This is a genomic window from Marinovum algicola, assembly GCF_900109145.1.
GTDB lineage: Bacteria > Pseudomonadota > Alphaproteobacteria > Rhodobacterales > Rhodobacteraceae > Marinovum > Marinovum algicola.
In genome coordinates this window covers 110,009-127,282 of the sequence record NZ_FNYY01000006.1, presented here as the reverse complement: position 1 = coordinate 127,282, position 17,274 = coordinate 110,009, and the positions used below count along the sequence as shown (strand labels likewise).

21 protein-coding genes are annotated in these 17,274 nt (G+C 66.0%); 11 read left to right on the top strand and 10 right to left on the bottom strand.

The features are described 5' to 3' along the window. Positions 1-12 precede the first annotated feature (12 nt). From fliE to BMW90_RS10630, 7 genes are read left to right on the top strand one after another with little or no spacing between them, the layout of a single operon-like run. The gene (gene fliE / locus BMW90_RS10660; protein WP_074836536.1) at positions 13-303 is read left to right on the top strand and encodes a flagellar hook-basal body complex protein FliE; all 291 of its coding nucleotides are present in this window, start codon (positions 13-15) and stop codon (positions 301-303) included. 3 nt (positions 304-306) lie between these two features. Next, entirely contained in the window at positions 307-573 is a 267-nt protein-coding gene (locus BMW90_RS10655) for a flagellar biosynthetic protein FliQ (protein ID WP_048533595.1), read from the top strand. Between the two features lies 1 nt (position 574). After that, positions 575-1,288, top strand: coding sequence for a flagellar hook-basal body complex protein (locus BMW90_RS10650; RefSeq protein WP_074836535.1), 714 nt, complete (start codon positions 575-577; stop codon positions 1,286-1,288). A gap of 9 nt (positions 1,289-1,297) precedes the next feature. After that, the gene (gene flgG, locus BMW90_RS10645) at positions 1,298-2,083 is read left to right on the top strand and encodes a flagellar basal-body rod protein FlgG (RefSeq protein WP_074836534.1); all 786 of its coding nucleotides are present in this window, start codon (positions 1,298-1,300) and stop codon (positions 2,081-2,083) included. Then, complete coding sequence (gene flgA, locus BMW90_RS10640) at positions 2,083-2,502, top strand: flagellar basal body P-ring formation chaperone FlgA (protein ID WP_074836533.1); 420 nt, start codon at positions 2,083-2,085, stop codon at positions 2,500-2,502. Before flgG ends, flgA begins: the two co-directional genes overlap by 1 nt. 10 nt (positions 2,503-2,512) lie before the next feature. Further along, the gene (gene flgH / locus BMW90_RS10635) at positions 2,513-3,247 is read left to right on the top strand and encodes a flagellar basal body L-ring protein FlgH (RefSeq protein ID WP_048533591.1); all 735 of its coding nucleotides are present in this window, start codon (positions 2,513-2,515) and stop codon (positions 3,245-3,247) included. Between the two features lie 9 nt (positions 3,248-3,256). Next, positions 3,257-3,745 (top strand): flagellar basal body-associated FliL family protein, encoded by a 489-nt coding sequence (locus tag BMW90_RS10630; RefSeq protein WP_074836532.1) that lies wholly within the window; start codon positions 3,257-3,259, stop codon positions 3,743-3,745. Between the two features lie 6 nt (positions 3,746-3,751). On the opposite strand, the gene BMW90_RS10625 is transcribed toward BMW90_RS10630, so the two are convergent. The 9 genes from BMW90_RS10625 to BMW90_RS10585 are packed head-to-tail and all read right to left on the bottom strand — an operon-like array spanning position 3,752 to position 12,632. Then, positions 3,752-4,189, bottom strand: coding sequence for a hypothetical protein (locus tag BMW90_RS10625; RefSeq protein WP_074836531.1), 438 nt, complete (start codon positions 4,187-4,189; stop codon positions 3,752-3,754). Next, the gene (locus BMW90_RS10620) at positions 4,180-5,265 is read right to left on the bottom strand and encodes an EscU/YscU/HrcU family type III secretion system export apparatus switch protein (protein WP_074836530.1); all 1,086 of its coding nucleotides are present in this window, start codon (positions 5,263-5,265) and stop codon (positions 4,180-4,182) included. The genes BMW90_RS10625 and BMW90_RS10620 overlap by 10 nt, the downstream gene beginning before the upstream one ends. Further along, positions 5,265-6,026 (bottom strand): flagellar biosynthetic protein FliR, encoded by a 762-nt coding sequence (locus tag BMW90_RS10615; RefSeq protein ID WP_074836529.1) that lies wholly within the window; start codon positions 6,024-6,026, stop codon positions 5,265-5,267. The genes BMW90_RS10620 and BMW90_RS10615 overlap by 1 nt, the downstream gene beginning before the upstream one ends. After that, on the bottom strand, positions 6,023-8,131 hold the full coding sequence (locus BMW90_RS10610) for a flagellar biosynthesis protein FlhA (RefSeq protein WP_244526482.1): 2,109 nt from the start codon (positions 8,129-8,131) through the stop codon (positions 6,023-6,025). The genes BMW90_RS10615 and BMW90_RS10610 overlap by 4 nt, the downstream gene beginning before the upstream one ends. Positions 8,132-8,177: 46 nt before the next feature. Continuing rightward, positions 8,178-10,211, bottom strand: a complete 2,034-nt coding sequence (locus BMW90_RS10605) for a hypothetical protein (protein ID WP_074836528.1) — start codon at positions 10,209-10,211, stop codon at positions 8,178-8,180. Continuing rightward, on the bottom strand, positions 10,208-11,077 hold the full coding sequence (motA, locus tag BMW90_RS10600; RefSeq protein ID WP_048533585.1) for a flagellar motor stator protein MotA: 870 nt from the start codon (positions 11,075-11,077) through the stop codon (positions 10,208-10,210). The genes BMW90_RS10605 and motA overlap by 4 nt, the downstream gene beginning before the upstream one ends. Positions 11,078-11,137: 60 nt before the next feature. Further along, complete coding sequence (locus BMW90_RS10595) at positions 11,138-11,746, bottom strand: MotE family protein (RefSeq protein WP_074836527.1); 609 nt, start codon at positions 11,744-11,746, stop codon at positions 11,138-11,140. Then, positions 11,747-12,124 (bottom strand): hypothetical protein, encoded by a 378-nt coding sequence (locus BMW90_RS10590; protein WP_074836610.1) that lies wholly within the window; start codon positions 12,122-12,124, stop codon positions 11,747-11,749. Positions 12,125-12,137: 13 nt separating this feature from the next. Continuing rightward, complete coding sequence (locus BMW90_RS10585) at positions 12,138-12,632, bottom strand: flagellar basal body-associated FliL family protein (RefSeq protein ID WP_074836526.1); 495 nt, start codon at positions 12,630-12,632, stop codon at positions 12,138-12,140. 121 nt (positions 12,633-12,753) lie between these two features. On the opposite strand from BMW90_RS10585, the gene fliF reads away from it, so the two are divergent. Genes fliF through fliP form a run of 4 tightly spaced genes read left to right on the top strand, consistent with a single transcriptional unit; the run spans position 12,754 to position 16,013 of the window. Then, positions 12,754-14,385, top strand: a complete 1,632-nt coding sequence (gene fliF, locus BMW90_RS10580) for a flagellar basal-body MS-ring/collar protein FliF (RefSeq protein ID WP_074836609.1) — start codon at positions 12,754-12,756, stop codon at positions 14,383-14,385. After that, positions 14,385-14,999 carry a FliH/SctL family protein gene (locus tag BMW90_RS10575; protein ID WP_074836525.1) on the top strand — a complete coding sequence of 205 codons (615 nt, stop codon included), beginning with the start codon at positions 14,385-14,387 and terminating at the stop codon, positions 14,997-14,999. Before fliF ends, BMW90_RS10575 begins: the two co-directional genes overlap by 1 nt. After that, entirely contained in the window at positions 14,977-15,267 is a 291-nt protein-coding gene (locus tag BMW90_RS10570) for a FliM/FliN family flagellar motor switch protein (protein ID WP_048533581.1), read from the top strand. Before BMW90_RS10575 ends, BMW90_RS10570 begins: the two co-directional genes overlap by 23 nt. Then, positions 15,267-16,013 carry a flagellar type III secretion system pore protein FliP gene (gene fliP / locus BMW90_RS10565; RefSeq protein WP_074836524.1) on the top strand — a complete coding sequence of 249 codons (747 nt, stop codon included), beginning with the start codon at positions 15,267-15,269 and terminating at the stop codon, positions 16,011-16,013. The genes BMW90_RS10570 and fliP overlap by 1 nt, the downstream gene beginning before the upstream one ends. Positions 16,014-16,170: 157 nt before the next feature. Here fliP and BMW90_RS10560 read toward each other — a convergent pair whose 3' ends face one another. Beyond that, positions 16,171-17,274, bottom strand: a complete 1,104-nt coding sequence (locus BMW90_RS10560; protein ID WP_074836523.1) for a flagellar basal body P-ring protein FlgI — start codon at positions 17,272-17,274, stop codon at positions 16,171-16,173.

Below are 17,274 nucleotides of genomic sequence, written 5' to 3'. Positions count from 1 at the left end.
AGGAGACCCAGAATGGATGTCCGTTCAATCCTTGCCGCGCAGAAATACGCGGCCTCTCGCCCTGCGACCCAGCCGGACGACACGCCCCATTCGATGGGCGCGGCCTTTGCCGACACCGCGCGGGATTTCGCCCGGACGCTGCAAACCGCCGAGGAAACGGCCAAATCGGCCATGATCGGCGACGCCGATCCGCATGCGCTGGTGCAGGCCCTGGCGCAGTCCGAACTGGCGGTCGAAACCGTGGTGACGATGCGCAACAAGGTGGTCGAGGCCTATCAGGAAATCCTGCGGATGCCGGTCTGACCGATGGATGAGGCGGTTTTCTTTGACACGATGCGCCACGGGCTCTGGATTTCGGTAACCATGTCGCTGCCGATCCTGTCGGCGGCACTGGTGGCCGGGGTCACCATCGGTCTGTTTCAGGCGCTCACCTCGATCCAGGAGATGACGCTGACCTTCGTGCCGAAACTGGCCGCCATCGTCGCCGTCTTCTGGCTCTCGATGAGTTTCATGACCGAACGGCTCACCGCCTTTTTCCAAAGCTGGATCATCCCCCTGATTGTCGAGGTCTGACATGGAAAACGCCACCTATACCACGCTGACCCGCCAAGCCGGGCTGATGCGCGAGATGCAGGTCGTCGCCAACAATATCGCAAATGCCGCCACCACCGGCTTTCGTGCCGAGAACATGGTGTTCTCGGAACATGTGGTGCGGGTCGAAAACGGCCCCTCGATCTCGATGGCCAGCGGCAACATCGGCGCCGCCTCGGAATTGCAGGGCGCGCTGACGCCCACCGGCGGGCGGTTCGATTTTGCCATCGAGGGCAGCGGCTATTTCCTCGTCCAGACTCCCGCCGGCGAAAGGCTGACCCGGGCCGGCAATTTTTCGACGAACGGCCAGGGCGATCTTGTGACAAAGGAAGGCGACCCGGTGCTCGACGCCGGCGGCGCGCCGATCTTCGTACCGCCGGACGCCACCGATCTTGCCATCGGCGGCGACGGCACGCTCAGCTCGAACGGCAGACCGCTGGCGCAACTCGGCGTAGTGCGCCCGGTCGCGGGCCAGGACCTGATCCGCGAGGATGGCGTGATGTTCCGCGCCGAGGCGGGCTTTGCACCGGTGGAAAACCCGCGCGTGTTGCAAGGGTTTCTCGAGAATTCCAACGTCGATCCGATCCGTCAGATCGCCCGGATGATCGCGGTTCAGCGCGCCTATGAAATGGGTCAGAGCTTTCTCGACGCCGAAAACGAACGCATCCGCACTGCGATGCAAACCTTCCTCAAATAGGAGGCCGCCATGCGTGCCCTGAAAATCGCCGCCACCGGCATGACCGCCCAGCAGATGCGGGTCGAGACCATTTCGCAGAACCTCGCCAACATGTCGACCACCGGCTACAACGCGCGGCGCGCCGAATTTGCCGATCTGCACTATCAGCAATACGCCCGCGCCGGCGCCGTCAGCGCCTCTGACGGCACGGTCCTGCCCACCGGGGTGCAGCTTGGCCTCGGGGTGCGTCCGGCGGCGGTGTCGGTGCAGCTCGAACAGGGCGCGCTCTCGGCCACCCGCAGCGATCTTGACGTGGCGATCGACGGCAAGGGCTATCTCGAGGTCACCCTGCCCTCGGGCCAGCCCGCCTATACCCGTGACGGCGGGTTGAAACGCTCGGCCGAGGGGCTGATCGTCACCTCGGACGGCTTTCCCGTGGTGCCCGATATCGTCATCCCGCAGGACGCACGCAGCATCTCGATCAATGCCGATGGCGAGGTCTATGCCTATTTCAACGACACCGTCGAGGCGCAGTTGCTGGGCCAGTTCACCCTGGCCGGTTTCACCAATGCCAAGGGGCTCGAGGCGATGGGCTCGAACCTCTTTCTCGAGACCGAGGCCTCCGGCCCGGCGATCACCTCGGCCCCGGGCCAGGACGGGCTGGGCATCCTGCGGCAGGGCTATCTCGAGGACAGTTCTGTCGACGCGGTGCGCGAGATTTCCGAGCTGATCGAGGCGCAGCGGGGCTATGAACTCAATGCCAAGGTGATTTCCGCCGCCGATCAGATGTTGGGCGCGACGACGCAGGTGCGGTGATGCGGCTGCTCTGGGCGATCCTCTTGCTCTGTCTCGCCGGCGCCGCCTGGTCCGAAACGGTTGTGCCGGCCCGGACCCTGCGCGCCAATACCGTCATTGCGCCCGCCGATCTGGCGCTGCGCAGCGCCGATGTGCCGGGCGCGTTTTCCGATCCGGCCGCGCTTATCGGTCAGGAAACCCGCGTCACGCTTTATGCCGGTCGGCCGATCCGCCCCGGCGACATCGGCCCGCCCGCGCTGGTGACGCGCAACCAGATCGTCACCCTGCATTTCACCTCCGGCGGTCTGCGCATCCTTGCCGATGGCCGGGCGCTGGGCCGCGGCGGCGCGGGCGACCGGATTCGCGTGATGAACCTGTCGTCGCGCACCACGCTATTCGGCACCGTTCAGCCGGACGGCACCATCAACGTCAGTCAATGAGGCCCGAGACATGAGGAAAATGACCTGCGCCGCCGTGGCGATCTCGCTTGGCATGCTGCCGGGATGCGCCCGCCTCGATCACCTGGGCCGTGCGCCGACCTTCTCCGACACGCGGGAAACGCCCGAGCATTTCGCCATGCTGAGCCCGGGCCTGCCGGTCGAGACCGCCCGCGGGCGGGGGATGCCGGAGCCCTCGCTCTGGGATGGCGGCCAGGCCTCGCTGTTCGGCGACCGGCGCGCCGTCAAACGTGGCGATATCCTCACCGTGGTGATCGAGATCGACGAAAGCGCCGAAATCTCGAATTCCACCAACCGCGGGCGCAATGGCTCTGAATCGCTTGCGGTGCCACAGCTTCTCGGCCTGCCGCAGCGGCTCTCGGAAGACCTGCCGCCGGGCTTTACCCTGGACAATGCCGTCAACCTGAATTCCGCGTCCAGTTCCGGCGGCGACGGCTCGGTCAGGCGCAACGAAAAGCTCGAGCTGCGGATCGCCGCCACGGTGGTCGAGGTGCTGCCGAACGGCACCCTGTCGATCCAGGGGGTGCAGGAGGTGCGCGTCAATTTTGAACTGCGCGAGCTGATCGTCACCGGCTATGTCCGCCCCGAGGATATCTCGCGTCAGAACCAGATCACCTACGACAAGATCGCCTCGGCGCGAATTTCCTACGGCGGCCGGGGCCAGATCAGCGACGTGCAACAGCCCCGCATCGGCCAGCAAGTACTTGATGTCATTCTGCCATTCTGAGGTGTTCTCATGGGAAAGATCCTGCCAGTCCTGCTGGCCCTGATCGGCATTGGTGCCGGAGTCGGCGCCGGTGTCCTGCTTCGGCCCGCGCCCGGCCTCGCCGAGTTGGACAACCCCTGCGGCGAGATGGCACCGGCGCATGACCCGGCGCCGGACGAGACCACGCCGACCGCCGACGTCGAATACATCAAACTCAACAATCAGTTCATCGTGCCGGTGGTCAGCGAGGCCAGGGTCGCCTCGATGATGGTGATCGCGCTGAGCGTCGAGGTGCCGGAGGGCCGGTCGGAAGAGGTCTATTCCCGTGAACCCAAGCTGCGCGACGCCTTTCTCCAGGTGTTTTTCGATCACGCCAACCTGGGCGGCTTCACCGGCACCTTCACCAGCTCGCGCAATCTCGAAGTGCTGCGGCGGGCGTTGCGGGAAACCGCGCAAAGCCATTTCGGCGATCTGGTGCAGGACGTGCTGATCACCGATATCGCCCGCCAGGACGTCTGACCGCGGTCAATCGCCGGGCGTCTTCATCCACCGCCTGTGCATCTCAAGCTCCACCAGCCGTTCGGTCTCGCGCCGGGCGGCGTCCTCGCGGATGTCCTCGCGGGTTTGATCCGTCAGCGCCGCGAGCGCCGAGGTGCGGCCGAACGAGGCTCTGGCGCGGAGCTTGATCGCCTCTGTCACCGCCCGCTGATTGGCCAGCGCCATGAGCAACTCGCGCCGCCGCGCCTCGGCCCAGGTTTGCCAGAGCGCCGCACCGGTCTGGGCAAAGGCAACCGCCAGATCGCCGGTCAGCGCCTCGGACCGGCGCGCCTGCGAGGCCGCGATGGCATCAAGCGCCGCGGTCAGCCGGGCCTCTGCCGCCAAGGACTGCCGCAGGTCGGCCGCATCGCGCTCGAACCGGGCCTCGGCCACCTTGTGCAAATCCGCCACATGCCTCATCTCCATGATCGGGCCTTTCGGCTCAGCGCATCGGCATAGCGGATGGCCACGGCCACCGCCGCGTAATGCTCGGGCAGGATCTGCGCGTCGAGCCGCACATGGGCGAAAAGCGCCCGCGCGGTTGGCGGATCGCTGTACACGGCAACCCCTTCTTCATAGGCGATCTCCTTGATCCGCAGGGCAATCTCGTCCACCCCCTTGGCCACGCAGACCGGCGCGCCGCCGGCGGTGCGGGCCCATTTCAATGCCACCGCGTAATGGCTCGGGTTGACGATCACGACATCGGCCTCGGGCACCTGTTTGAGCATCTGGTTGAAGGCGATCTCCTGCGCCTTGCTGCGCCGCGCCGATTTCAGATGCGGGTCGCCCTCGGCATCCTTGACCTCGTCCTTGATTTCCTTGTCCGACATCCGGTTCTTGGCCATGTGGCTGCGATACTGCCAGAGGTAATCAATTACCGCCATGGCCACCGCAATGGCCAGCACGATGGCCAAGAGCTGCGCCGCAAGCTCGAGCCAGAGAAGGATGGCGCGGACCGCGTTCATCTGCATGGCGCCGATGATCAGGTCGCTCTTGTTGCGCAGAAAACCGGTGAGGATCGCGGCATAGATCACCAGCTTTACCGCGCTCTTGAAGAACTCGAACAGCGCGTTCCAGCCGTATTTGTTCTTGAAATTGCGCAGGGGCGAGATCCGCGAGGCCTTGAATTCCAGCTTCTTGCCGGCAAACACCAGGCTGCGCTGGGCGATGATCGCTGTCAGCACGGTCAGGAACGGCACGGCGACCCAGGGCACAATGGCCAACGCCACGGCACCGATCAGCTTGCCGGCGAAGCGCGTGCCCTCGCCGGCAAAAACCCCGGGCGCAAGCCCCTGCGGCCGGGCCAGAAGCGGCGCCATGGCGTGGCCCAGCGCCGTCAGCGACGCGGCGCCGAAGACCGACGCGGCGATCAGAAAGCCGAAATACATCGCCGCCGTATTGACCTCGGAGGATTTGACCAGCTCGCCTTTCTTGCGCGCATCGTCGAGCTTCTTCGGCGTCGGGTCATGCGGTTTGTCGGCGGTTTCCGTCTCTGACGACATCAGCCGGCTCCAAGCGGATGGCTCAGGAACCGTGCCAGCGCCGCCTGCCAGAGGCCCAGCATGTAAGGCGCGCTGAGGGCCAGAAGCATGAGCCCGCCCAAGGTTATCACCGGCGCACCGACAAAAGAGACCATGAGCTGCGGCATCGCCTTGTTGATGACGCCGAGCGTCACGTTGTAGAGCATCGACAGGATCACAAAGGGCACCGCCAACCGGAAGGCCAGGACAAAGGTTTCGCTGACATGGCCGGCGATCCAGAGGGCCAAGTCGCCCGCCGCGGGGCGGGCGCCGATCGGCCAGACGTCATAGAACCCGGCCAAAGTGGCGAGAAGATGCAGATGCATCCCGCTGAGAAACATCAGCGCCAGCCCGCCCACCACCAGCACATGACCGATTGCCGGCATCGGCTCGACCCCGTCGGTGCCGAAAATCTGGCTGAGCGACGTGGATTGCGCGGCGATGGTGCCCGCGGTGTGCAGTGCAAGGATCATGAAGCGCAGCGCCAGGCCGATGGCGAGGCCGATGACCGTTTCGCTGGCCAGCAGCCCGACATCCGGGTCTGGCACCGGCACGGCGGGATCAAACAGCAGCACGGCAAAAAACCCGGCCAGCGAGATCGCGAGCGCCAGCCGGACCCGGAGCGGCAGGCTCCGGGTGCCGATACCGGGCATTACCGAGAGCACGGCGCCGATCCGGAAAAACACGATCGCGGCAAACCGCATCCCCTCGCCCAGCACATCAAAGAGCGCCTCGGGGCTCATGCGGCGACGGTGCCGACCAGCATCGGCTTGGCTTCGAGCCCGAGCTCTTCGAACGAAAGCACCGGCGTCTGAAACCCCTTGGCACGGGCGATCCGGCGCAGGAATCGCCGCCGCCGCGAAGAGGTGACGATCGAGGCGGCAAAGCCGCTTTCACTGCTCTGTTCGATCTGGTCGGCCATGGATTTGGTCAGCTTGGCAAAGACCTCCGGTGGCAGCGCCACATCGACCGTGTTCTGATCGGAGTCCACCTGATAGGTGGCAAAGATGTCCTCCCATTCCGGCGCCAGCTGAATCAGCGGCACCGTTCCGTCCGGCCGTTTGAGCCCGGCGACGATCTGAAAGCCCAGCCGCTGCCGCACATGTTCGCAGATCCCCTCGGGCTGATTGGAGAATTTACGCGCCTCGCCAATGGCTTCGAGGATCACCGGCAGATTGCGGATCGAGACCTGTTCCTCCAGCAGATGTTTCAGCACCTGATGCAAGAGGTCCATCGGCACCCGGTCGGGGATCATCTCGTCGAACAGCTTGCGGTTGGCCTCGGCGCGGTCGGGCTCTGACAGGTTGACCATTTCGTCGAGCAGGCGGCGCAACGCCTTGTGCGTGAAGAGCCGGCTGAAACTGGTCTTGATGACCTCGAGCAGATGCGTCGCCAGCACCTCGTTCGGCGTGACGATGGTCAGCCCCCGAAGCGCCAGATCCTCCTGCTCTTCCGGCTTGATCCAGCACGCCGGCGCGCCATAGACCGGCTCATCGACGTCGCGGCCCGACGGCAGATCGGAGCCGCCCTGCGGGATCAGCGCCAGAACCAGATCGGGGTGCACCTGCGCCCGCGCCTGTTCGACGCCCTGGATGTGGATGATATAGCTGCCCGGGTCGGCGGTGACATTGTCGGTCAGGCGGATTTCCGGCAGGATCAGGCCAAAGGCGCTGGCGATATGGGTGCGCATGTTGGATATCCGCGCGTCGAGGCCGGACGCCGGATCGAGCACCATGTCCACCAGATCGCTGGCAAATTCGAGGTGGATATCGTCGAGCGCGAGGACATCGCCGATCGGTTTTGCCGGCGCGGCCTCGGGCGCTTCGGCGACCTCGGGCACTGCTCCGGCATCGCTCTGTTTTCGGTAACGATGTAGGCCCAGCGCGATGAACAGCGCCGCCCCGAGCAGAAAGGGCGCCAGTGGCAGGCCCGGCATCAAAGCAAAGACCAGTTGCAGGATCCCCACCGCCATCAGAGCCGCGGGATGGCGGCCCAACTGCCCGAGTACCGCGATATCGGCGGCGCCGAGGTTGCCGCCCTTGGCCAGGAGCAGCGCCGAGCCGATCGACACGATCACCGCCGGGATCTGCGTCACCAGGCCGTCGCCCACCGTCAGGATGGCATAGGTCTGCAAGGCGGCGGTGAATTCCATGCCATGCGAGAGCACGCCGTTGGCCGTGCCGACAACAAGATTGAGCAGGGTGATCAGCAATCCGGCCACCGCGTCGCCCTTGACGAATTTCGACACACCGTCGAGCGAGCCGAGGAAGGTGGTCTCGCGCTGATCATGTTCGCGGCGCCGCTTGGCTGTCTCGTGATCGATGGCACCGGCCGAAACGTCGGAATCGATCGCCAGCTGCTTGCCCGGCATGCCGTCGAGCGCAAAGCGCGCGCCGACCTCGGCCATGCGGGCGGCGCCCTTGGTGATGACCATGAAATTCACGATAAGGATGACACAAAATGTAACGATACCAATGACAAAATTGCCGCCCATGATAAAGCTGGCGAAGCCGTCGATGACATTTCCGGCGGCCTTTGTGCCGGTGTGACCCTCGCCGATGATCAGCTTGGTTGACGAAACATTGAGCGCCAGCCGCAGCATCAGCCCGGCCAGCAGGATGGTCGGAAATGAAGAGAACTCCAGCGGCTCATCGATGAAAAGCACGATGACAAAGACCAGGATCGCCAGGGCGAAGGAAAATGACAGGCCGAGATCCAGCACGACGGCGGGTACCGGCAGGATCATCATCGCGACGATCCCGAGCAATCCGACCGCCAGAAGAACGGTGTGATTGACCAGCATCGCGGCCAGCCCGCGGCCGGTATTTCCGCCGATTTTCGCGGCCATTGTCATCGCGGCCCCGATCGGGGCGCCGCCGCCCGGCAAAGCTGTGTCATGGTTCGAGCCTCAGCAGGGGATCATCGAGCACTTGGGCCACCGTCTCGGCCAGGGAGGCTGATGCCTCGGTCAGAGCGCTGGCGCGCTGCAAACTCAGCTCCGGCCCGCTCAGCGCTTCGGTGCCGTCCGGTTCGGGCTGCCTGGCGAGCAACGGGTCCACCGGGTCTTCGCGGCCCAGGCGCAGGGCCGCCTGCTTGGCCTCGGCGAACCTCCCGGCGCCGAGCAGGGCGGCGTGGCGGGCTTCGGCGGTTTCCCGGTCGGCGGCGTCGGACGGCGCAAAGAGCACCGCATCGGGAATGCCGACATCGCCGTGATACCGCGCGCCCAGCGCCTCGGCGAGAAGCGCACCGTCGAGCGGTTCGCCCCCCAAGATCAGCCGCGCCGCAGGCCCGGGAAAGCGATTCTCATAAAGCCGCGCCGCCACGGCCTGGCGCACCTCTCTCGGGGCGGTGGCGGCCAGATCGGGCTTGGCCAGGACGACGCGGAGGAAGGTCACGGTATCCGCCTTGCCGGCCAGTTCGCGGAAAAACTGCGCGGTGACAGAGGCTTCCGCCTCCGCGTCCAGGGCCTTTGTGCCGAGGATGAGCAAGGCGGCGGCGAAATCGCCCTTGGAGATCAGCGAGAAGGCCTCTGCCTTGCGCAGCATGCTTCCGGCCACGCCATGGCGTTGCTCTTCGGCGTGGCTGGCCACGAGCTGGGCCAGGCCGTCCGGCACCGGTTCACCGGCCTCGATCTGGCGATCCACCAGAAGCGCGCTGGCGCGGGCGGCCTCTTCGCCGTTGGAGGCGGCGATTTCGGTGAGGATGACCTCCTGCTCCGAAGCCGCCTCGGCCAGCAGCACATCGGCCATTGTCTTGCCCGCCGCACTGCCCGACCGGTCGAGGATCCGGGCAATCATGTTGGCCGGATCCTTGCGGCCGGCATCAATCAGGTGGGCAATCATCCGCGGCCCGATGACTTTCAGCAAGGGGCGCGGCAGGGATTCGGCGGCGCGGGCGATCCGCCAGGCATCCGCCTCGCCCATCGGCGTGCGGGCCGCAGCAAGCAGCGGCCAGATGGCATTCATGTCGGAACAATCGCGATACGGCTCGAACGTACTGCGCGGCAGGCTGTCCGGCGCTTCGATCAGCCGCGCGACCTGAGACAGGAAACCGGCGCCCTCCTCGGGCCGGTCGATCATGCCGAGGATTTGCCCCGCCTCCGAACCGAGACCCTGCGAGAGATGCAACTGGGCCAGTTCGACTGCCACCCCGGGATCAAGCATGAGCTGTTCGGTAAACAGCGCAGCGGACAGCGCGGCCTTTTCCTTGAAAAATCGCACCTTGCCGCCGAACCGGCCCAGAGGCGCCGCGACCAGGCCGGCACAGACAGCGCGGCGCGGTTTCGTCAGGGCCGGTGCCCCTGCCGCCGTGCCCGGTACGGCGATGTTCGGCAGGTCGATGTCGCGCAAATCCGGGCCAGGTGCGGCCACGCTGGCAAGGCGCGGTGCGTCGGGGTCTCCAAGATCGAGGATCTGCCGCGTCGTCCGCCCCGCCAACGCCTCGGCGAATTGCGACACGCCGCTTGTCGAATAGCTCTGCCGCGCCACCAGCGGGGCGCGCAACCTGTCGCGAAGCGCCGCCGGCGGGGCGGCCGGGGACGGCGCGGGCATCTGCGCCGCGACAGGCGTTCCGACGGCATCGGCGACATCGATGATCAGCAATCGCGGCGGCTCGAAAGCCGAGGTCACCTGACAATCGCAGTTCAACGTCACGGTGAGCCGGTTGCCGCCGGGCTGCGAGAGGCCGGAGACCCGCGTTTTCGGGATCAGGTCGAACACCGTGCCGACATCGAACCGATGGTCGTCCTCTCCCGCCAAGTCCAGCGTCAGGCTGCGCCCATCGACCTGTAAATCATAGTCCGTGCCTTCCGGCAGATAGGCAACCAGCCGGCTGAAATCGGCGTGTTCGCCGGATTTCACCGTCACGGTGGCCGCCTGCACCATGCCGGCGCTCAGGATCGACAGGGCGATGATCCCGGCGCGCCTCATGCCGCATCCTGCTTGAGGGATTTCAAAGCCTCTTCGAGATCGTTGAAATCGGGCCGAATATGCGTCGGCGTGTTCTGCCGCCCGACCTCGATGCAGATATTCGTCGGATGGGCATGCAGGTTGGCAACCAGAACCTCGCGAATGAGCTGATGGAAATGCGCATCGTCCTCGACCACCGTCTTGACCCGGGCGGCAAAGGGGCCGACGAGACCATAGGCCAGGAACACGCCGAGAAAGGTGCCGACAAGCGCGCCGCCGATCATCTTGCCCAGTACCTCGGGCGGCTGATCGATCGACCCCATGGTCTTGATCACGCCAAGCACCGCGGCGACGATTCCCAGCGCCGGCAGCCCGTCGGCGATGGTCTGAAGCGCGTGGCTGGAATGCAGCTTGTGATGCAGGCTGGCCTCCATGCGCTTTTCCAGCACCTCTTCCACCTGGTGCGGATCGTCGTAATTCATCGTCGCCGCCCGCAGGGTGTCGCAGATCAGGTCGACCGATTCCTTGTCGGCCTGGATCTTGGGGTATTTCGAGAAGATCGCGCTTTCGCCGGGGGCTTCGATATGTTCCTCCAGCGCCACCGGGTTCTGCTTTGCGATGCGGATCAGCTCGAACAGCAGGCAGAGCAGATCGCGGTAATCCTCCTGCTTCCATTTCGGGCCCTTGAACACCTTGCCGACATCCTTGAGCGTATGTTTGGCGCCGGCACCATCATTGCCGATCAGAAAGGCGCCGAGCGCGGCGCCGCCGATCATGATCATTTCGAACGGCAGCGACTTGAGGATGATGGCAAGCTTGCCGCCCGCCAGCAGGTAGCCGCCAAAGACCATGACGAAGACCACTGCGATACCCACGAATCCGATCATCGATGCACCTGTTGTTTGCCTGTCCCCGGAATCGCACGGAAACCTAAAGAAACCGTTCGCTCATTCCCGGGGCACCTCGGCATTTCGTCCGGCCAGCACGACGCTGACCAGATAGGCCGTCTCGGGCGACAGCCCGGTCATGATCCCGGCCGCGGCCTCGGGGCGCATGCGGCCGAGAAAACCGGCGGCGAAATCCGGGTCCATCGTCTCGAACAGCGCGGCGGCATCCTTGGGCTTCATGTTCTCATAGACCGAGGTGAGGCGCGTCAGGTCGGATTCGGCGGCCTCGTCGGCCAGGGCGATCGTCGCGCGCAGCGCCGCTTCCGAGGCCCTGAGTTCGGCCAGCTTTTCCTGGATCCGCGCATCCGCGACCTGAAGCGCGCGCATCCGCATGGTCATCCGCTCCTCGCGCATGCGCAGCCGGTCCTCGCGTGTCTCCATCGCCTCGAGCAGCGGCACCAGATCGGGATCGCTGACACATTGCTGCGGCGCGGCCAGGGGCGCCGGCATCGGCAGGCTCTCGGCCAGCTCCTCCGGGCTGGCCTCGCGGGCAATGGCCTCGGTCGCCTGAAGCCCGACCCGCAGGAGCGCGGAGCCCAGAAGCAACACGGCGATGATCGCCAGGGTGCCGCGGCCGGGGCGATGGCCGCGCTTGCGGTCCTGTGTCATCTACTGCGCCCTCCCGGCATCGCGCGAGTGGCGCGAAAAGACCGGCGCTGGCGGCGCGTCCTCGGCCTCCTGGCACGGGGCCGGTGGCGGTTGATCGGGAATGTCGTGCATCGAGGCCACCAGCAATTCGAGCTTGCGCGAGACGGTTTCCGCCCGGCCGGTCAGATCTTCGAGCGAACGGCTGGAGCCCTGGGCGGCCGATTGCGCCGCCTGCAACGTCCGGGTCAGGTCATCGACCTGCGCCGAAAGCACGGCCACGGCGCCGCCGACCCCGGTCTCCAGATCGTTGAACCGGCTCAGCCGCCGCGCCAGCACATAGCAATAGACCCCGGCGCCCAGCGCCCCGGCAACCAGAAGTACATCGGCAATCATTTCCACCATGTCGCCCCCGTCAATTGACCACAAATTCCATCACCAGCAGGTTGCTCACCCGCTCGTCGCCCAGCACCAGCTGCGCCCGCCGCAACAGATGCGAACGAAACCGCAGAAGCGCCGTCGGCTCTTCGAGATCGGCCACCTCGACCGCACGCAGATAGCTGTTGAACACGTCCACCACCCGCGGCAGCAAGAGCTCGACATCGGATTGCGCGGCCGTTGGCACCTCGAGCTGGGCGGTAAACCGCAGGTGCCTGGTCCCGCCCCCAGGCAGGGAAATCACCATCGGATCGAGCGGCACAAAGGCGACATCCGGCAGCAGCGCGGCCGCCTTTGGTTTGGTCTCGGCCGCCTCGGCATGGGGCGCGTCGGATGGCGCGGCGAGAATCATCCCGGATTGGACCGCAAAGAACCCGCCGCCGCCGCCGGCCAATGCCAGAACCACGCCAAGGATCAACGGCAGCTTGGATTTCTTCCTGACCGGCCGTTCTTCGATTTCCGCGTCCGACATGGGCCACCTCAATACTCGGTTTCCCGATCTATAACCTCAGAGGAACTAACCGATTGTTAAGGCTGATCGGCGAAACCGGAGGGGCAATGTCGTGCAGAAGGCCGACCCGACGGAGGATTCAGTGGATCAATTCGCCAAGACCTGGGCAGCGCTGAACATGCAAAGAAAGATCGCCGCTCTGGCGGCCGGTCTGGGCATGTTCGCGGCTGTGTTCCTCATGAGCCGCATGGCCGCCACGCCGAATATGGCGCTGCTGTATGCCGGCCTCGAAAACGGTGCGGCGGGCGAGGTGGTGCGTGCGCTCGAACAGCGTGGGCTGGAGTATGAAATTCACGGCGGATCGATATTCGTGCCGTCCAATCAACGCGATGAGCTGCGGCTGACCCTGGCCAGCGAAGGCCTTCCCGCCAACAGCACCAAGGGCTACGAGCTGCTCGACCAGCTCAGCGGTTTCGGCACCACCTCGCAGATGTTCGATGCCGCCTATTGGCGCGCCAAGGAGGGCGAGCTGGCGCGCACCATCCTGTCGAGCCCCGGGGTCTCGGCGGCGCGGGTGCATATCGCCAATGCCGCCACCAACCCGTTCCGCCGGGAGGGCGAAAGCTCGGCTTCGGTCTTTCTCACCGCCGCCGGCGGCGCCCTGTCACCGCAACAGGCCAAGTCCTTGAAATATTTGGTATCCTCCGCTGTGCCGGGCCTCGCTCCGGAAAGGGTGTCGGTGATCGACAGCACCGGCGGCCTGATCGCGGCCAGCGAGGAGGACGCGCCGGCCTCGATTGGCGATGAACGCTCGGCCACGCTGCGCGACGCGGTCACCCGGCTGGTCGAGGCGCGGGTGGGGGTCGGAAATGCGGTGGTCGAGGTCAGCGTCGACACGGTGACCGACAGCGAATCGATCCGCGAGCGCCGGATCGATCCCGGCAGCCGTGTCGCCATCAGCACCGACACCGAGGAACGGTCGAACACCGCGCAAGAGGCCGGCGGCGGCGATGTCACCGTGGCCTCCAACCTGCCCGCCGGCGAGGGCGGCGGTAGCGGCGAATCGCAATCCCAGGGCAATGAGACGCGCGAGCGGGTGAACTACGAGGTGTCGCAGACCGAACGCGAGGTGATCCGCGCACCCGGCGCGATCAAGCGGCTGACGGTGGCAGTCCTGGTCAATGGCACCCGCACGCCGGATGGCAGCGGCGCCGAGACATTCACCCCCCTTCCCGAGCGGGAAATCGAGGCGCTGCAAGAGCTTGTGGCCTCGGCCGTTGGCTTTGACGCGGCCCGCGGCGACGCGATCACCATCCGCTCGATGGCCTTCGAGCCGGTCTCGGAAATCGGCACCGCGGCCGCCCCCGGCCTGTTGGCGCAGCTGCCATTCAATCTCGGCACGCTGGTGCAGATGGCGGTGCTCGGCGTCGTGGCGCTGATCCTCGGGCTCTTCGTGCTGCGGCCAATCTTCCGCAATCCTCCGCCGCCCGACAGGCTGGCGCTGCCGCCGCGCGACGGAGCCGCCCCGGCCCACGCCACGCCGGCCACGCCCGAGGCCGCCACGCCGCTCGACGGCGAGATCGACGATGGCCAGGGCGGCTTCATCTCGCTGACGCCGACGCGGGCCGCGCCCGAGGCGCCGGCACCCGGTGCCGAACCGGCCCCGCCGCCGGCCGACCCCGTCGAACGCCTGCGGGGCCTGATCGGCGAACGCCAGGAAGAAACCGTCGAGATCCTCCGCGGCTGGCTTGACGACACCGGGGAGAAAGCCTGATGTCCCTCCTGCATCTGCTGGAAGATTTCGGCGGCGCCCGGGGCGCGGCCGGCGGCCATCCCGCCCCGAACGACGAAGAGCTCGAGACCCGCCGGCTTGCCGCCTTCGAAGAGGGCTACCAGGCCGGCTGGGACGATGCGCTGCATGCCCATACCCAGGACAGGATGCGCCTCACCTCCGATCTGGCGCAGAACCTGCTGGACATGTCCTTCACCTACAACGAGGCCTACACCCACCTCTTCCGCGAGTTGCGGCCGCTCCTGGTCGAGATCGTCGACAAGCTGCTGCCGCGAATGCTGCGCCATTCGATCGGGCCGCGCATCGTCGAGGAACTTCAGGCCGCCGCGACCGACACGCTGCGCGGCGAGGCGCATATCCTCGTCAATCCCGATGTGGCCAAAACGGTCGCGGCGCTGGTGGCACAGGATGGCGCCTTTCCGGTGTCGATCCGGGGCGATGCCGCGCTGGCCGAGGGGCAGGCGCAGCTTTCGCTGCCGGATCGCGAGATCGAAATCAATCTCGACCAGATGATCGCCGAGATTTCCTCGGCGCTCGAGGCATTCACCCACGATCTTCAGAAGGAAGACCCGGATGACCGAAAACACGCCGTTTGACGCGGGCCAGAGCCCGTTTACCAGCGTTCCGATCGAAATCACCATTTGCGTTGGCAAGGCCCGGCCGACGGTGCGCGATCTGCTTCGGCTCGGCCCCGATTCGGTTCTGACGCTCGACAAGCGGATCGATGACCCGGTCGAGCTTTACGTCGGCACCCGGCTGATCGCCCGGGGCGAGCTTGTCGAAGCCGGCGATGACGCCCCCGGCCAGCTGGCCGTGCGGCTCACCGAGGTCGCCGATCTCCGGGACAATCTGGATCAGGGCTGATGGCTGCCGGCAGAACCGCCGTATGCGGCATCCTGCTTGCCGCCGGGCTTGCCCTGGCGGGCGGCGGCGCCGAGGCGCAGGAATTCTCGCTCGATCTTGGCGAAGGCGAGTCGCTCACGCTGCGCTCGGTCCAGTTGATCCTGGTGATCACCGTGCTCAGCCTGGCCCCGGGCATTGCCATCACGGTCACCTGTTTTCCCTTCATCGTCACGGTGTTGTCGATCCTGCGGCAGGCGCTTGGGCTGCAACAGGCGCCGCCGAACATGCTGATCGTCACCCTGGCGCTGTTTCTGACCTATTACGTGATGGACCCGGTGTTTACCGCCGCCTGGCAGGACGGCATCCAGCCGATGCTGGAAAACGCCCTGCCCATCGAAGAAGGCTTCGTCCGCACGCTCGCGCCGTTCCGTGGCTTCATGGCCGCACGGCTCGACCCCGAGACTTTTGACGCCATGGCCGCGCTGCGCGCCGATGTGGCGGCGGATCAGGTCTCTCCCGAAGCACCGCTCAGCGTGCTGGTGCCGAGCTTTCTGCTCTCGGAGGTCTCGCGCGCCTTTCAGATCGGATTCCTGATCTTTCTGCCCTTCCTGATCATCGATCTGGTCGTCGCCGCAATCCTGATGTCGATGGGCATGATGATGGTGCCGCCCGCTATCGTTTCACTGCCGTTCAAGCTGGCCTTTTTCGTGGTCGCCGACGGCTGGGCACTGGTTACCAGCAGTCTGGTCCGGGGCTATCTGGGATAGCGCCCATGGCCCGACCCTGGTCGAACCTGGCCAAACCTCGGAGCCATGCTCGCCTGCCCGGCCACCAGTCCCGGCGCCGAACGTGGCAACGCGCGCCGGCCTGCCGGCCGCGACGCGAGCACCGCAGGCGGTCCGCATTACTGCCGCGGGGCCGCGCTCACCGCACGATGAATTCCGCATGCAGCGCGCCGGCCGCCTTGATCGCCTTGAGGATATCGATCATGTCCCGCGGCGCGACGCCCAGCGCATTGAGCCCGGCCACGACCTCGGACAGCGAGGTTCCGTCAGGCACCTCGGCCAGGTTGATCCCCGCTTCCTCTTCGATCGCAGCGCGCGTGCGCGGCACGACAACCGTATCGCCGTCGGAAAAGGGGTTCGGCTGCACCGCGACCGGCGCCTCTTCGATCCGCAGGGTCAGATTGCCCTGAGACACCGCGACCCGGGAAATGCGCACATCCTCGCCCATGACAATCGTGCCCGAGCGCTGATCGACGACCACCCGCGCCTTGCGCTCGGGTTCGACAAGAATGTTCTCGATGCGCCCGAGGGCATGCGCCGGCGACGCCATGCGGGTCGCGATGATATCGAGCCGAACGGTGCCGGAATCGAGCATCACCGCCACCTGGCGGCCAAAGGCCCGGTTGATCGCCGTCTCGATCCGGCCGGCGGTGGTGAAATCCGGCTCCCGCAGGGCCAGCCGCAGGACATCGAGTGACGACAGGTCGAAATCCACCTCGCGTTCGATCCGGGCGCCGGCCGGGATGACGCCGGCGGTGGGCACGCCGAATGTCACCTGGGCGGCATCACCTTCGGCCTTGGCACCACCGGAGATCACCGTGCCCTGGGCCACGGCATAGATCTCGCCGTCGGCGGCATTGAGCGGCGTCATGATCAGCGTCCCGCCCAACAGGCTCTTGGCATCGCCGATGGCAGAGACGGTGACATCGATCATGCTGCCCGAACGGGCAAAGGGCGGCAGGGTCGCCGTGACAAAGACGGCGGCGACATTCTTGGGGCGGAATTGCTCGCCGGTCACATTGACGCCGAGCCGTTCGAGAATATTGCTCATGATCTCTTCTGTGAACGGCGCATTCCGCAGCCCGTCGCCAGAGCCGTCTAGGCCCACCACAAGGCCATAGCCCACCAGATCGTTGCCACGGACGCCGTCGAATTCCACCAGATCCTTGATCCGGATCGGATTGGCGCCGGCGACGGCCGGGGCGATCAGGGCGACAAGAAGCAGAAGCCAGGTTCGCAGCAT

Excerpts from the sequence above, each read along its gene's own strand:
- fliE (WP_074836536.1), top strand. The coding sequence starts at position 13 with ATGGATGTCCGTTCAATCCTTGCCGCGCAGAAATACGCGGCCTCTCGC.
- BMW90_RS10655 (WP_048533595.1), top strand. The coding sequence starts at position 307 with ATGGATGAGGCGGTTTTCTTTGACACGATGCGCCACGGGCTCTGGATT.
- BMW90_RS10650 (WP_074836535.1), top strand. The coding sequence starts at position 575 with ATGGAAAACGCCACCTATACCACGCTGACCCGCCAAGCCGGGCTGATG.
- flgG (WP_074836534.1), top strand. The coding sequence starts at position 1,298 with ATGCGTGCCCTGAAAATCGCCGCCACCGGCATGACCGCCCAGCAGATG.
- flgA (WP_074836533.1), top strand. The coding sequence starts at position 2,083 with ATGCGGCTGCTCTGGGCGATCCTCTTGCTCTGTCTCGCCGGCGCCGCC.
- flgH (WP_048533591.1), top strand. The coding sequence starts at position 2,513 with ATGAGGAAAATGACCTGCGCCGCCGTGGCGATCTCGCTTGGCATGCTG.
- BMW90_RS10630 (WP_074836532.1), top strand. The coding sequence starts at position 3,257 with ATGGGAAAGATCCTGCCAGTCCTGCTGGCCCTGATCGGCATTGGTGCC.
- BMW90_RS10625 (WP_074836531.1), bottom strand. The coding sequence starts at position 4,189 with ATGGAGATGAGGCATGTGGCGGATTTGCACAAGGTGGCCGAGGCCCGG.
- BMW90_RS10620 (WP_074836530.1), bottom strand. The coding sequence starts at position 5,265 with ATGTCGTCAGAGACGGAAACCGCCGACAAACCGCATGACCCGACGCCG.
- BMW90_RS10615 (WP_074836529.1), bottom strand. The coding sequence starts at position 6,026 with ATGAGCCCCGAGGCGCTCTTTGATGTGCTGGGCGAGGGGATGCGGTTT.
- BMW90_RS10610 (WP_244526482.1), bottom strand. The coding sequence starts at position 8,131 with ATGGCCGCGAAAATCGGCGGAAATACCGGCCGCGGGCTGGCCGCGATG.
- BMW90_RS10605 (WP_074836528.1), bottom strand. The coding sequence starts at position 10,211 with ATGAGGCGCGCCGGGATCATCGCCCTGTCGATCCTGAGCGCCGGCATG.
- motA (WP_048533585.1), bottom strand. The coding sequence starts at position 11,077 with ATGATCGGATTCGTGGGTATCGCAGTGGTCTTCGTCATGGTCTTTGGC.
- BMW90_RS10595 (WP_074836527.1), bottom strand. The coding sequence starts at position 11,746 with ATGACACAGGACCGCAAGCGCGGCCATCGCCCCGGCCGCGGCACCCTG.
- BMW90_RS10585 (WP_074836526.1), bottom strand. The coding sequence starts at position 12,632 with ATGTCGGACGCGGAAATCGAAGAACGGCCGGTCAGGAAGAAATCCAAG.
- BMW90_RS10575 (WP_074836525.1), top strand. The coding sequence starts at position 14,385 with ATGTCCCTCCTGCATCTGCTGGAAGATTTCGGCGGCGCCCGGGGCGCG.
- BMW90_RS10570 (WP_048533581.1), top strand. The coding sequence starts at position 14,977 with ATGACCGAAAACACGCCGTTTGACGCGGGCCAGAGCCCGTTTACCAGC.
- fliP (WP_074836524.1), top strand. The coding sequence starts at position 15,267 with ATGGCTGCCGGCAGAACCGCCGTATGCGGCATCCTGCTTGCCGCCGGG.
- BMW90_RS10560 (WP_074836523.1), bottom strand. The coding sequence starts at position 17,274 with ATGCTGCGAACCTGGCTTCTGCTTCTTGTCGCCCTGATCGCCCCGGCC.